The following is a 14574-nucleotide window of genomic DNA, read 5'->3' as shown; positions in this document are numbered from 1 at the left end:
TTTCTCGCGCTCGGCCGTCTTTTAGTCGTTTGTCACCCGGCGTCGCCGCTTCTAGACTCGCCCTTGCTCACTGGCCGCCGTCCGGCGCCAGCCCAACCGCGGAGTCAGAACATGCGTATCACCCAGCGATTGCTCGGCCTTGGCGTCGGATTGTGTGCCGCGCTTTCCGCCCTGGTCCTGCCCGGCGCGGCCAGGGCGCAGGACGACTATCCGTCCCGGCCCATTCGCGCCGTCGTGCCTTTTCCGGCCGGCGGCATCAACGACATCATCGGCCGTGAGCTGTTCAATGCGCTGTCGGTGACGCTGAAAGGCAACATCGTCATCGAAAACAAGCCGGGCGCCGGCGGCACGATAGGCACCGTTTCGGCGCTCAACAGCCCGGCCGATGGCTATACCTTGTTGCTGGGCGCGGCGAGCACGATGGCGGTGGCGCCGCACCTGTACAAGAGCGCGGGTTACACGTCCAAGGACCTGATCCCGGTCGGCGGCATCGCGTCCGTGCCCAGCGTCATCATCGTGTCGGCCAATTCTCCCTACAAGAAGTTCGCCGACCTGGTCGCGGCGGACAAGGCCAAGCCGGGATCGCTGGACTACGGCTCGGCCGGCTTCGGCACCAGCCACCACATGCAGGCCGAGTTGCTGAACATCCGCGCGGGCACGCATTTCCGCCATATCCCCTACAAGGGCGGCGCTCCGGCCACGGTCGACCTGATCGGCGGCCAGATCGCCTTGCTCGTCGATCCCCTGCCCACCACGCTCGGCAACGTCAAGGCCGGCCGCGTGCGGCCCCTGGCCATCACGACCGACGTGCGGTCGGCCGCCTTGCCCGATGTGCCGACCCTGAAGGAACTGGGGGTCGACTACAATGCCAGCACCTGGTTCGGCCTGTTCGTGGCCGCCGGTACGCCGGAACCCATCGTCGCCAAATTGAGCGCCGCGCTGACCGCGGCGATGAAATCCCCCGAGCTGCAGGCCAAGTTCCGCGCGGGGGGCATCGATCCGCTGCCGATGGACCGGCAGGCGTTCACCCGCTACGTGCAGGAAGAGAACGTGACCTGGGCGGGTGTCATCAAGGACGCCCATATTGAAATGCAATAACGCCGGACACCATAACGACGTGGAGCAGGTTGTCGATGGCCTTTACGCGCAATCTGCCTTCCTTGTCCTCCGTCCGATCGTTCGAAGCCGCCGCCCGTCATGGTTCCTTCACGCTCGCGGCCGATGAGCTGGCGGTGACGCAAAGCGCGGTCAGCCTGCAAGTGCGCAAGCTGGAAGCCTACCTGGGCAAGAAGCTGTTCGTGCGGCAGTCGCGTAAGGTGGAGCTCACGGCCGACGGCATCCAGTACTTCGAGGCGTGCCGCCGCGTGCTGTCCGACCTGGAGAACGCCACCCGGCAGATGCTGGAGCGCGATCGCAACGAGGTGCTGATCGTGAGCACCATTCCGACCATCGGACAGCTCTGGCTCATGCCGCGGCTGGCGTCCTTCACTTCCACGCATCGCCATATCGAAGTCCGCGTGGTTTCCGATATCCGTCCGCTGGACATGCAGGCCGACGGCGTCGACATCGCCATCCGCGTCGGTCCCCTGGCCGGCCGCCATTATCCGCGCGGGCTGCCCGGAATAGACCTGACCCTGGTGCAGCGCTGGGAAGGCATATGCGCCGACTACCTGTTCGACGATGTGCTGGTGCCCGTGATGTCGCGGCGGCTGTACGAACAGGGAGGCCCTGTCGAGTCGCTCGCCGACCTGACCACCTTCCAGCTTATCCACACCGCCAGCCGGCCCAACGCCTGGCGCGACTGGCTGCGCGCGCAGGGCGGGTCGCTGCCGGCGCGGCGGCCGGGCCTGGACGTCGGCCACTTCTATATTGCATTGCGCGCCGCGCAGGAGCACAAGGGTATCGCGCTGGTTCCGGACGTGCTGATCGACGGCTACCCCGGGCGCGGCGAACTCGTCGTACCGTACCGTCCCGAGCGGCCCGTCAAAAGCGCGGGCGAATACTACCTGCTGACGCAGGACGTGTCGCTGGAGCGGCCCGCCATCCAGACTTTTCGTGCCTGGGTGCTGGCTGAAGCGCGCGCCTTTCTGCAAGAGGCCGGCGAGCGCGTTCTCGCCGATGCGCCGGAACGCGGCCCATGATGCGTGCCCTTTCTCATATCGCCGCGCGGGATCGAATCGGCTGATTCGGCGGGCGTCCTTTTCCAACTTTGAACCAGGAATGCATATGAACGGAATTCGTGTCGGTATCGCCGGTTTCGGCGCCATCGGCCAATCGGTGGCCAAGTCGCTGGACGCCGGTGCGGTGCCCGGACTTTCGCTGGCCGCGATCGCGGTGCGCGATCCGCGGCGCCACGCCGCCTTCGAATGGAAGGGTCAACCGCCGTTGTTCACCACGCTGGACGGCCTGGAACCCCTGTGCGACGTCGTGGTCGAGTGCGCCCCCGCAGCCGTGTTCGAGCAAGCCGTGCGCCCCATGCTGGAGGCGGGCAAGAAGGTCATCGTCCTCAGTTCGGGCGCGCTGCTGTCGCACCCGGACCTGATCGAGCTGGCGCGCGCCAGGCAGGGCCAGATACTCATTCCATCCGGCGCCATCCTGGGGCTGGACGCCCTGACGGCCGCGGCGGAAGGCCAGATCCATGCCGTCACCATGATCACCCGCAAGCCCGTGCGCGGCCTGCTGGGGGCGCCTTACCTGGAAACGCACGGCATCGACATTTCCGGCATCACCGAGCCGACACTGGTATTCCGCGGATCGCCGCGCGAAGCGGCGATCGGCTTTCCCGCCAACCTGAACGTGGCCGTCAGCGTGTCGCTGGCCGGTATCGGGCCGGAGCGCACGACCCTGGAAATCTGGGCCGATCCCAAGCTGGATCGCAATATCCATCGCGTCGAGGTGGATTCGGACTCCGCATCGTTCTCGATGGAGATCCAGAACATTCCGTCGGAAAATCCCAAGACCGGCCGGATCACCGCGCAGAGCGTGTTGGCGGTGTTGCGCAAGCTGAGCGGCCCGTTGCGCGTCGGGACGTAGACGCTGGCCGCATCGTGACGGCCTTGCGGCAGGTCGTCACGGAAGCGGCGGCGGCGCTCAGTACCGGTAGCCCAGTGTCAGCATCGTGACGCGGCCGTCGCCGAGCGCGACGGCGTCGCGCAGGCCGCCGGAGTAGTAGTCCTTGTCGAAGACGTTCTTGACGGTCAGCGCGGCACGCCAGTGCGCGGCGTTGTACGCGATGCCGGCGTCGGCCACGACGTAGCCCGGCAATTCGTAGCCGTAGGTATCGCGCCGGCCTTCGCCACGCACGCCGCCGGTCAGCTCCCATCCCGCCCAATCGCCGCGCGCGTTGTAGCGCGCCGTCACCGTGAAGCTGTGGCGCGGCACGTTGTCCAGCGGCGTGTTGTTGGTGGAAGGCGTCTGGCCGCCGTCGTCGCGGATGACCGCCGCGGTATAGGCGTAGCCGCCCATCAGGCTCAAGCCGCTGCCCAGGTCGGAAGCGAAGCCGAGTTCGGCGCCCCGCGTACGCTGCTTGCCCACCGCGATGCTGTAGCCGTCGTTGGCGGGATCCGCCGCCAGCACGTTCTTGCGTTCCAGGTCGAAGGCGGCAACCGTCACGCTCGTGTTGCCGTCGTCCAGGTCGAACTTCACGCCGACTTCCCATTGGCGGCCGCGTTCCGGGTCGAAGGGATTGCCGTTCACGTCGGTGCCGCTGTTGGGATAGAACGAGGTCGCGTAACTGACGTACGGCCGCACGCCCGGCGCGATTTCGTACATCAACCCCGCCAGTCCGGTGATGGCGTGGGCGCTATCGTCCTGGCGCGTGTCGCCCAGGTTGTCCGTGGTGTCGGTGGAAGCATTGTCGTGGCGCAGCCCCAGCACGGCGTTCCAGCGTTCACTCAGCGCGATCTGGTCGCGTACGTACACCCCGGTGGAGCGGACCGTATTGGTGCTGTCGGTGCGTGGATTGGCGGGGCAGGTGATCGGGCTGCCATAGACCGGGTGGTACATGTTCAGCGCGGCGACCCCGCAGCGGTACGACAGGCTGTCCTCGCGGCTGCGCATGTAGTCGACGCCCAGCGTGATGCCATGCGATCCGAAGGCCGTGGCGAAGGTGCGTTGGACATTGGTGTCCATCGTCAACGTGTCGCCGTCCCAATGCTGGTCCGTGGCCGTGCGGTTCAGCGAGGCATTGTCCGCGCGGAAGGCGCCCGCCGCGAGCAATTGCCCATCCAGCGTGAACTCCTGCCAGCGCAGGTTGTTGTTCAAGGTCCAACCGCTGTCGAAGCGGTGCGTGAACATGTATCCGGCGCGGGTCTGGAAGCCGCGGTACGGATCCTGGTCCGGCTCGCCGGTGAAGCGGCGGCGCGGGATGCTGCCGTTGGGATTCGAGAACACGGACCCGGCCAGTGGCAGGCCCTGCTGGCGGATGTAGCGGCGCTCCTGGTAGCTGGTCAGGATGGTGAAATCCGTGCGCGGCCCCAGGTCGAGCGACAGCGACGGCGCGATATAGCGGTTCTTGAACCACACGTCGTCGGTCGCGTCGTGCGAGTTCATCGTCAGAGCGTTGATGCGGAATGCCGCCTTGCCGTTGTCGGACAGCGGGGTGCCCATGTCCAGCGTGCCCTGGTAGAAATCATGGCTGCCCACCGTCACGTCGGCATTCGCGAACCCCTCGGGCCGCGGGCGTTTGCTCACCATGTTGACCAGGCCGCCGGGCAGTACCTGTCCATAGAGCAGCGACGCGGGACCCTTGAGTACTTCCACCTGCTCCACGCCGAACAACTGCTCGGCGACGCGGTTGGACTGCGCCGTGCGGAGTCCGTCGAGGAACAGCGAATCGGAAGCCACCTGGCCGCGGATGATCAGGTCGTCCCAACCCCGGCGTCCGAAGGTGTTGCTGACCACGCCCGGCACGTTGTGCAGCGCATCCGCCAGCGTCTGCGCCTGCTGCGCGTCCAGAACGGAGCGGGGCACGACGGTGATGGACTGCGGCGTCTTGGACAAGGGGATCGAGGACTTGTTGACCTGCGGCGGGCTGACCGGATTGAACGGCGCCTCGTAGTCCTCGTCGGCGTCCTCGGTGACTTTCACCGCGGGCAGCACGGTGGAGACGTCGTCGTTGGGCTGGGCGAAGGCGGGGAAGGGGTTCAACAGGGCAAGGCCGGCCACGACCGGTGACAGGGAGAAGCGGTGCATCGGGAAGCAGGTGTGAGGAGTAGCGGGATTCGATAGCGCAGAGCTGTTGGAGTGTAAATGATAATGGTTAACAGTTGCGTTTTAAATTAGAATTCTTGCTGGGATGCCCAAGACAACCGTTCCAGCCCATGACTTATCCCTCACGATCCATCGAGTCGCCCGCCGGGCAAGCTCCTGCGGCGCGCTCGCGCGCGGCCGGGCGCCGGCTTTGGTTCGAGCTGCACAGCTGGATCGGGCTCAAGCTCTGCGTCCTTCTCAGCTTCATTTTCTGTACGGGTACGCTGGCGGTGATCGCCACCGAGATCGATTGGGTGATCGAACCGGCGATGCGCGTGACCCCGCAGGAAGGGCAGGCCAGCTGGGGCCAGATGGTCGCCGCCGCGCAACAGGCCCATCCCGACCTGCGGCTGCGCAGCCTGGGCGCACCGCACGCGGAACGCTTCGCCGCGCAGGCGCTCATGCGCAAGGCGGACGGCGAGCTGCTGCGCGTCTGGGTGGATCCCCATACGGGACAGGTGACCGGCGAGTCCACCTGGTGGAGTGTCCAGCGCTGGTTGCGCGACACCCACCGCCGATTGATGCTGCCCAATTCCTACGGCCTGACGCTGGTGACCGCGCTGTCAATTCCGCTGCTGCTGATGCTGGTGAGCAGCCTCTTCATCTACAAGCGATGGTGGCGCGGCTTCCTCGTGTGGCCGCGCAAGGGCAAGCCTCGCCTGACCTGGGGCGACGTGCACAGGCTGACAGGCGTCTGGAGCCTGGGCTTCATGGCGCTGGTGGGCGCGACCGGCGCGTGGTACCTGATCGAATCATTGGGCGGCGACGCCCCGCGTCCGCCCGTGATCGCCCAGATCAAGGGACAGGCGAAACATGCGACGCTCTCCGCCGCGAACGTCGATCGTGCGGTGTCCGTCGCGCGTGACGCCTGGCCCGCGCTGCAAGTAACCAATGTCCGCCTGACGCCGGACGGAAAAAGACTGCTGATCGAAGGCCAGGCGGAAGGCTGGCTGCTGCGCGAACGCGCGAATGTGATTGCCGTGGACATCGCCACCGGCGAGATCGCCGGCCGCAACGCAGGCACGGACATGACGGCACACCAGCGCATCGCCGAGATGGCCGACCCGCTGCATTTCGGCACCTTCGGCGGCTGGCCCGTGCGCTGGCTATGGTTCGCTTTCGGGCTGATGCTGACCAGCCTGTCGCTGACCGGCGCCTATCTCTACGGAATCCGCGCCACCGAATCGGCCCGAGCGGCGCTCAAGCGCACGGGCATTGCCGTGATGTCGTCGTCACGCTGGGCGGTTGCCTGGCGCGGCATGGGCATGTGGCGCTGGGCATGCCTGGGTTTGCTGGCGGCCTGGTTTGTTCTGATGCTGATGGGCGTAAGCGGCGACGCTGCGTAGCTTCTTCCAGGGCGGATTTGGTGCCCGAGACCGGAATCGAACCGGTACGGCCGATTAAAGCCGGAGGATTTTAAGTCCTCTGTGTCTACCAATTTCACCACTCGGGCAGGGCGCGCGCGGCGTGGGCCGCGGGCCGGAACGGGATTGTACCTGTCCCCGATCGGCAGCCGGCTAGACGTCCTGCTCCGCGCGCAATGACCGCTTCAACGCGGCGGTCGGCGTCGCCGACGCCCGGCTGTGGCGGCGGCGATACCAGTGGGGTTGTTCGGCGGCAAGGTTGCCCGCGAGGTCCGGCGCGCGTTCGGTCTCCAATCGCTGGAACAGGTCCGTCAGAAACTCGATGAACAGCCGCACGCGCGGCAGCCGGCGCTGGTTGGAGCGATAAAGCAGATTGATCGGCGGCGATTGGCGGGTGTGCCAGTCGGTCAGCACCGGCACCAGCTGCCCGCGCCGCAAGGGCTCGCGGATGGACAGGTCGGTGAAACGCGCGACGCCCTGGGCGGCGATGACCGCATCCAGGATCGCGTCGCGGTGGCTGCTGACCAGCCAGCCGTTCACGGCCACCGCTTCGCTATGTCCGTCGCGCTCGTGTTCCCAGTAATCGATGACCGTGCCTTCGTGGTCTCTAAACAGCAGGCATTGATGCTGTTGCAGGTCGCGCGGCGATTGCGGCACGCCGTGGCGCTCCCAATACTGCGGCGCCGCACAGATCAGCAGCCTCGTGTCGGCCAGGTGGCGGTGCACCATGCCGGGCTGCTTGGGCCAGCCGTACAGCACCAGGATCTCCGCCGTGCTGGCCTCTGGCGCCGTCACGCGGTCGATATTGCGGATGTCGATGTGGATGTCCGGATACCGTGCATGGAATTCCGGCAGGGCGGGCAGGATCGAGTGTTGGGACAGGATTGGCGATGTGCCCAGCACCAGCGTGCCGCGCGGCCGCAGGGCGCCGCCGCGCAGGGCTTCGTCCGCGGCGCTCAACTGCTCCAGCAGCGGCTGGCAGGCATCGAGATAGTTCACGCCATCGGCGGTGAGCGTCAGCCCCTGGACCGTGCGGTCGAACAGGGCGACGCCCAGCTTCTGTTCCAGGGCGCCGACCAGCCGCGCCACTGCCGGCACGCTGACATCCAGCAATCGGGCAGCGCCGGTGAAGCTGCGTTCGTTCGCCGCGGCTATGAAGTATTCCAACGCCCGCAGCTTGTCCACAGCCAGTCCCTATTTACCTGAACCACAGCGCATTAACAAAACGTTAATGCGGATTTTAGCAATGTGAGAATTCCTGGCAGTCGGGGTCCTCCCTAAGATGCTTGCAACACCAGCCAGGAGGACAGCGGTGATTACCATCGGCAGCGATATAGGGGGCACCTTCACGGATTTCGTGGAGGTCAACGAAACAGACGGGGAAATCCGCGTCTACAAGACGCTGACCACGCCAGACGATCCGTCGCGGGCGATCGAGCAGGGCGTGGCGGAGCTGGCGGGTGGGCGCGACGGCGGCATGAAGGCGGTGGACGTGATGGTGCACGGCACCACGCTCGTGATCAACGCCGTGATCGAACGCAAGGGCGCCAAGACCGGCTTGATCACCACGCGGGGTTTTCGGGACGTGCTGGAGATCGGCCGCGAAAAGCGCTTCGACGCCTACGACCTGCAGATCGAGTATCCCCAGCCGCTGGTGCCGCGCTATCTGCGCATGGAAGTGGACGAGCGGCTGCACGCCACGGGCGCGGTCGTCGCCGGCCTGGACGAAGCCAGCGTGCGCAAGGCGGTGCAGGCGCTCAAGGATGAAGGTTGCGAATCCCTGGCGGTCTGCCTGCTGCACGCCTACCGCAATCCGGCGCACGAGCGCCGCGTGCGCGAGATCGCGCAGGAGATGATGCCGGATTGCCGGATCAGCCTGTCCAGTGACGTGTTGCCGGAAATGAAGGAATACGAACGGACCACCACCACCGTGGTGAACGCCTACGCCAAGCCGGTGGCATCGCGCTATCTATCCAAGCTGCAGGACCGCCTGCGCGGCAAGGGCTTCAAGGGCGAGATGCTGATGATGATGTCCAGCGGCGGCATCAATTCGGTGGACTTCGCCCGCGAGTTTCCGGTGCAGATCATCGAGTCCGGGCCGGCGGCCGGTACGCTGGGCGCGGCGCATTTCGCGCGGCTGGCGCAGCTGGACAAGGTGCTGGCCTTCGATATGGGCGGCACGACCGCCAAGCTGGCGCTGGTCGAGAACGGCCACGCGGCCCTGACCAACGATTTCGAAGTGGCGCACGTGCACCGCTTCAAGCCCGGCAGCGGCATCCCCGTGCGGGTGTCGGTAGTTGACCTGATCGAGATCGGCGCCGGCGGCGGCAGCATCGCGCGGCGCACGCCGGTCGGCACGTTGCAGGTCGGCCCCCGCAGCGCGTCGGCGGTTCCCGGCCCGGCCTGCTACGGGCAGGGCGGGACGGACCCGACGGTATCCGATGCCGACCTGGTGCTGGGCTATCTGGATCCCGCGCACTTCCTGGGTGGCCGCATGGCGCTGGACAAGGCGGCGGCGGAACGCGCGATAGACGCCACGCTGGCCAGCCCGTTGGGCATATCGACCGAAGAAGCCGCGTTCGGCGTGCATGCCATCGTCAACGAGAACATGGCGTCGGCGGCCAAGGCCTATGTCAGCGAAAAGGGCGAGAACCCCAAATCCTGCGCGCTGGTGGCCTTCGGCGGCGCCGGGCCGGTGCATGCCTGCGACCTGGCGGCGCGCCTAGGCATACGCACGGTACTGATCCCGCCTCGCGCGGGCGTGGCAGCCGCCTTCGGCATGATCGTCGCGCCGGTCATGTACGCCGCCGTGCGGTCGCGACGCATGCTGTTCAAGGACCTGTCCGCCGACAAGCTGGACGCCGTGTTCGCGGAAATGTTCCAGGAATGCCGCGAACGCCTGCCGGGCACCGTCAACGCCGGGCAGGTCGAATACGAATACAGCGTGGACATGCGCTACCTGGGACAGGGCTACGACGTGACGGCGACCTTCGCCAAGGAGGGCGGCCACGAAGCCGTGCTATCGGCCATCCGCGCATCCTTCGAGGACACCTACCGGCGTCTGTACGGCCGTATCTTCCAGGACCTGCCGCTGGAGATCATGAACTTCCGCGTCACCGCGAGCGCGCAGCGGCGCATCGCGTCCGGCACCGGCGCGACCCGGGCGGCGGAAGGCGACGGCAAGATCGGTACGCGGCGGGCCTTCTGCACGCGTACCCGGCAATGGATGGAATTCGGCGTGCACCGACGCGCCGAAATCGCGCCGGGGCAGCCGTTCCCCGGCCCGGCCATCGTCGAGGAAAACGAATCCACCACGGTCGTGCCCAGCGGGTCGCGCATCCACGTCGACGCGCACGGCAGCCTGATCATCGAACTCTCGCATCAAGGGGAAGCGTAATGAATGCGGATAACCGGATCGACCCTGTCACCCTGGAAATGCTGTGGCGCAGATTGATTTCCATCGTCGGCGAACTGGGCTCGACGCTGCGGCGCACGTCGTTCTCGACCGTGGTGCGCGACATCGGCGACTTCGGTTGCGCGATTTTCGATGCCGATGCCAGGCTGCTGGCGCAGACCCCGGCCAGCACGCCGGGCCTGTGCGGGCCGCTGGGGACCATGCTGCGAAATATCCTGGACCACTACCCCAAGGGCAGCTTCCAGGAAGGCGACGTGTTCATCGGCAACGACCCCTGGGCGGGGAGCGGGCATCACAACGACATCACCATCATGGTGCCGGTGTTCCATGACGGCCGGCACATCGCCTACGTGGTGACCTGCTGCCACCACGTCGACATCGGCGGACGCCGCGCCACCACCGAAAGCCGCGACAACTACGAGGAAGGCCTGCGCATTCCCATGCTCAAGTACTACCGCGCCGGCGAGCTGAATGACGATGTCCAAGCCTTCATCGCGTCCAACGTGCGTTCGCACGAGACGGTGCTGGGCGACCTGCAGGCGCAGGTGTCGGCCTGCCACGTCGGCGGCGAGCGCCTGTGCGATATCTGCGCCGAGATGGGCTGGACCGATCTGCAAGGGCTTTCCGACGAGATCGTCGAGCGCAGCGAAGCGGTGACGCGCGAGGAAATCAACCGGCTCAAGCCGGGCGTCTACACGCACGAAGCGAAGATAGACATCGTCGGCGGCGATACCGTCATCATCCAGACCAGCGTCACCATCGGTGACGGGCGCATCGTGGTGGACTTCTCCGGATCGTCGGCGCAGGTCAAGCCGGCCATCAATTGCACGCTGGCCTATACGTCGGCGTATACCTACTTCGGCGTGCTGTGCATGCTGAACCTGCCGGTGTCGATCAATGAGGGCACGCTGCGGCCCATCACCGTGGTGGCGGAAGAGGGCAGCGTCCTGAATTGCCGTTTCCCGGCGCCGGTGTTCGGCCGCACGGCCATCGGCACCTTCCTGCCCGATCTCGTGTACCAGGCGGTGGCCCCCGGGGCTTCCGATCGCGTCTGCGCCGGCGCGGGCGCGACGCCGATGTGGGGCCAGTACATGTTCGGCAAGCGCCGCGACGGCGAGAACTTCGCGCCCTTCAACGTGTCCAGCGGCGGGCTGGGGGCACGCGCGAACAAGGACGGCGTGTCCTGCCTCGCGTTTCCCTATAACGTCGGCAACACGCCCGTCGAGGTGATCGAGAGCGAAGTGCCGATGATCGTCGAAGAGCGGTCGTTGTGGGAAGATTCAGCCGGCCCGGGCCGCTTCCGTGGGGGCTTCGGCCAGAAATACGTGCTGCGCCTGCTGGACGGCGATCTCGGCCCGGTGGGCGAAGTCCTGGCCAGTTTCCGTGGCGGCCGCTTCGTCTACCCGCCGGAAGGCGTGCTGGGCGGCGGCAGCGCGCCGCGCGGCTTCCTGTCCATACGCGGCGAAAGCAAGGATGCCGGCAGGCAGATCACCTTGCGACCCGGCGACCGTATCGTCAGCCACATTCCCGGCGGGGGCGGCTACGGCGATCCCCGGGAACGCAGCCGCGAAAAGGTGGAGGAAGATTTGAAGAACGGGCTGATCACGCCCGAGCATGCAAGACAGTTCTACGGCTACGCGGCATGACGCGCGATCGATGAACGGGCGGGCTCCGGCGGGGCCCGCCTTCGCTGCTTTTCATCGCTTTCGCGCGCCTGTGCCATGCAGGACCACAACGTCACCAAGGGGAGTAGCAACATGAAGCGTTTCAGCTGCAAAAGCTTTTTCTCGGGCATCCTGGCCACCAGCGCGTTCGCGGCCGCGGTCGCGGCCGCCACGCCGGCGCATGCCGCCTATCCGGATCGTCCCATCAAGCTCATCGTGCCCTGGACGGCCGCCGGCACGGTGGACATGGTGGGCCGGGCGCTGGCGGAAAAACTGTCCGACAAGCTGGGCCAGCCCGTGATCGTCGAAAACAAGCCCGGCGCCACCGGGCAGATCGGCTCCAGCGCGGTCGCGCGGGCCGAGCCCGATGGCTACACCCTGTTGCTGATGTCGGCCACGGTGCACACCGTCTCGCCCAACCTGAAGCCGAACTTTCCCTTCGATCCCATCGACGGCTTCACGGTGATCTCCGAAGTCGTGTCGTTTCCCTATGTGATGGTGGTGTCGGCGGAAAGCCCATACAAGACCGTCGCCGACCTGGTCAAGGCGGCCAAGGAGAAGCCCAACGCCATTTCGTACGGGTCGTTCGGGCCGGGCAGCGGCCCGCACCTGATCAGCGAGCTGTTCGCGCTGTCCACCGGCACCAAGCTGCTGCACGTGCCCTACAAGGGCGCGGCGCCGGCGATCGCCGACGTGATGGGCGGGCAGGTCACCTTCTTCATCGATTCGCTGCCGTCGCCCTTGGGACAGATCAAGGGCGGCAAGCTGCGCGCGCTGGCGGTCACCACGCTGGAACGTTCGCCCACCGTCCCGGACGTGCCGACCATGTCGGAGACCCTGCCAGGCTTCGACGCCATCGCCTGGCTGGGCGTGGCCGCGCCGCCGAACACGCCGCCGGCCATCGTCGACAAGCTGTTCAAGGCCCTGGGCGAGATATCCCGCGACAAGGCCTACGGCGACCGCCTGCAGGCCGTGGGCCTGCAGCCCGTCGTCAGCAAGAGCCCGCAGGAATTCAGGGCATGGCTGCTGGGGCAGAAGCAGTATTGGGGCGACGTCGTGCGCAAGGCGAATATCCCCATGGTTGAATGACGGGACACCCCAGGAGACAAGCCGAATGACCGCACAGACTTCAAACAAGCCCGCGCCGGACCTGCGCGACCGTCCCTATCGTGCCTATCGCATGCTGATCGGCGGCGACTGGATGGACAGCGCCGACGGCCGCACCTTCGACAGCATCGATCCCTACACCGCGACCGCCTGGGCCGGCGCGCCCGAGGCGACGGCGCAGGACGTGGACCGCGCCGTCGCCGCGGCGCGCCAGGCCTTCGAGCAGGGTGAATGGGCGCGGGCCACGCCGGCCTATCGCGCCCGGCTGCTGCGCAAGCTGGGGCAGTTGATCGAAGGCGACGTCCAGGAACTGGCCAACGTGCAGGTGCTGGAAAACGGCAAGCTGATCCGCGAGGTCCTGGGCCAGACGCGGGCGCTGGCCTCGTACTGCTATTACTTCGCCGGCGCGGCGGAAATGATGCATGGCGAGACCATCCCGCTGAGCGTGCCGGATATGTTCAACTTCACGACGCGCGAGCCCATCGGCGTCATCGCCGCGATCACGCCCTGGAACAGCCCGCTGTCGCTGCTGTTCTGGAAGCTGTGCCCGGCGCTGGCGGCGGGGAATACCGTGGTCATCAAGCCTTCCGAGATTACGCCGATTTCGACGCTGATCCTGGCGGAGATGTTCGAGACCGCGGGTTTCCCGCCCGGCGTCGTCAATGTGGTGACGGGCGACGGCAAGGTGGGCGCGGCCCTGGCCGAGCATCCCGGCGTCGACAAGATCGCCTTCACCGGCTCGACGTCCGTGGGCAAGAAGATCGCGCACGCCGCGGCGGACCGCCTGGCGCGCGTATCGCTGGAGCTGGGCGGCAAGTCTCCCAACATCATCTTCGAGGACGCCGACATCGATGGCGCGGTCAACGGCGTGCTCGCGGGAATTTTCGCGGCCACCGGCCAGACCTGCCTGGCGGGTTCGCGCGCCCTGGTCCATGCCGACATCCACGATGCCCTCACCGAGCGCCTGGTCGAGCGGTCACGCCAGATCAAGGTGGGCGACCCGCTCGACCCCGAAACGGAAATGGGCACGCTGGCCTGCCGCGCGCAGTACGACAAGACCCGCCACTGGATCGACGTCGCCCTGAAGGAGGGCGCCCAACTGCTGTGCGGCGGCAAGCATCCGGAGGATCCGGCCCTGGCGGACGGGTTTTTCATCGAGCCGACGATCTTCGGCAACGTACGCAACGATATGCAGATCGCGCAGGAAGAAGTGTTCGGTCCGGTGCTGTGCCTGATCCCGTTCAAGGATGAGGAAGAAGCGGTCCGCATCGCCAACGACACCCGCTACGGCCTGGCCGCCGGCGTCTGGACGCGCGACGTGAAGCGCGCGCATCGCATGGCGTCACGCCTGCGCGCGGGGACCGTGTGGGTGAATACCTACCGGCGCACGAACTGGGCCACGCCTTTCGGCGGCATGAAGGAAAGCGGGATGGGGCGGGAGAACGGCCTGCACGCGATCTACGAGTTCACCGAGACCAAGAGCGTGTGGATCGACACGGGCGCCGGCATCAAGGACCCCTTCAATCCGCGCGCCTAGAGCCGGTCCGGCGAATCCGATACAATCCCGCCCGTGGAAGGTTGGCAGAGTGGTTGAATGCACCGGTCTTGTTCAATCGAGCGCCCGCGGGGAAACCCGTTGGATGTAAGGAGTCAAATTCGGCGAAGCCCCTGGATACTTCCGAGGTAACGCCGAGCGAAGATCGATGATGCTGATCATCGATAACGTGTAGAGACTTGACGGCTCCCACCTAAAGCCCCGCGTCGCGGGGCCATG

The 14574-nt window shown here is 66.5% G+C and carries 10 protein-coding genes and 1 tRNA gene; 8 read left to right on the top strand and 3 right to left on the bottom strand.

The window, feature by feature from the left end; genetic code table 11:
• Nucleotides 1–111: 111 nt before the first annotated feature.
• The 3 genes from CAL26_RS19695 (at nt 112) to CAL26_RS19685 (ending at nt 3033) form a co-directional block, all read left to right on the top strand.
• The gene (locus tag CAL26_RS19695; protein WP_094848442.1) at nt 112–1098 is read left to right on the top strand and encodes a Bug family tripartite tricarboxylate transporter substrate binding protein; all 987 of its coding nucleotides are present in this window, start codon (nt 112–114) and stop codon (nt 1096–1098) included.
• A 35-nt stretch (nt 1099–1133) separates the two neighbouring features.
• On the top strand, nt 1134–2141 hold the full coding sequence (locus tag CAL26_RS19690) for a LysR substrate-binding domain-containing protein (protein WP_094848441.1): 1008 nt from the start codon (nt 1134–1136) through the stop codon (nt 2139–2141).
• A gap of 85 nt (nt 2142–2226) precedes the next feature.
• Nucleotides 2227–3033: an aspartate dehydrogenase gene (locus CAL26_RS19685; protein WP_094848440.1), complete on the top strand. Its 807-nt coding sequence runs from the start codon at nt 2227–2229 to the stop codon at nt 3031–3033.
• A gap of 57 nt (nt 3034–3090) precedes the next feature.
• On the opposite strand, the gene CAL26_RS19680 is transcribed toward CAL26_RS19685, so the two are convergent.
• Entirely contained in the window at nt 3091–5193 is a 2103-nt protein-coding gene (locus CAL26_RS19680) for a TonB-dependent siderophore receptor (RefSeq protein WP_094848439.1), read from the bottom strand.
• A 128-nt stretch (nt 5194–5321) separates the two neighbouring features.
• Here CAL26_RS19680 and CAL26_RS19675 point away from each other — a divergent pair, with 128 nt between their 5' ends.
• Nucleotides 5322–6596, top strand: a complete 1275-nt coding sequence (locus tag CAL26_RS19675; RefSeq protein ID WP_094848438.1) for a PepSY-associated TM helix domain-containing protein — start codon at nt 5322–5324, stop codon at nt 6594–6596.
• An 18-nt stretch (nt 6597–6614) separates the two neighbouring features.
• On the opposite strand, the gene CAL26_RS19670 is transcribed toward CAL26_RS19675, so the two are convergent.
• Nucleotides 6615–6703: transfer RNA gene (locus tag CAL26_RS19670), tRNA-Leu, on the bottom strand.
• A gap of 64 nt (nt 6704–6767) precedes the next feature.
• Nucleotides 6768–7781, bottom strand: coding sequence for a LysR family transcriptional regulator (locus CAL26_RS19665; RefSeq protein WP_143277457.1), 1014 nt, complete (start codon nt 7779–7781; stop codon nt 6768–6770).
• Between the two features lie 145 nt (nt 7782–7926).
• Here CAL26_RS19665 and CAL26_RS19660 point away from each other — a divergent pair, with 145 nt between their 5' ends.
• The 4 genes from CAL26_RS19660 (at nt 7927) to CAL26_RS19645 (ending at nt 14337) form a co-directional block, all read left to right on the top strand.
• On the top strand, nt 7927–10011 hold the full coding sequence (locus CAL26_RS19660) for a hydantoinase/oxoprolinase family protein (protein WP_179283402.1): 2085 nt from the start codon (nt 7927–7929) through the stop codon (nt 10009–10011).
• Nucleotides 10011–11675 carry a hydantoinase B/oxoprolinase family protein gene (locus CAL26_RS19655; RefSeq protein ID WP_179283401.1) on the top strand — a complete coding sequence of 555 codons (1665 nt, stop codon included), beginning with the start codon at nt 10011–10013 and terminating at the stop codon, nt 11673–11675. Before CAL26_RS19660 ends, CAL26_RS19655 begins: the two co-directional genes overlap by 1 nt.
• Before the next feature lie 111 nt (nt 11676–11786).
• Nucleotides 11787–12782 (top strand): Bug family tripartite tricarboxylate transporter substrate binding protein, encoded by a 996-nt coding sequence (locus tag CAL26_RS19650; RefSeq protein ID WP_179283400.1) that lies wholly within the window; start codon nt 11787–11789, stop codon nt 12780–12782.
• A gap of 25 nt (nt 12783–12807) precedes the next feature.
• The gene (locus CAL26_RS19645; RefSeq protein WP_094848433.1) at nt 12808–14337 is read left to right on the top strand and encodes an aldehyde dehydrogenase; all 1530 of its coding nucleotides are present in this window, start codon (nt 12808–12810) and stop codon (nt 14335–14337) included.
• Nucleotides 14338–14574: the final 237 nt, after the last annotated feature.

The organism is Bordetella genomosp. 9, from assembly GCF_002261425.1.
Taxonomy (GTDB): Bacteria; Pseudomonadota; Gammaproteobacteria; order Burkholderiales; family Burkholderiaceae_B; genus Bordetella_C.
This window is presented reverse-complemented; position numbering and strand designations above follow the sequence as displayed.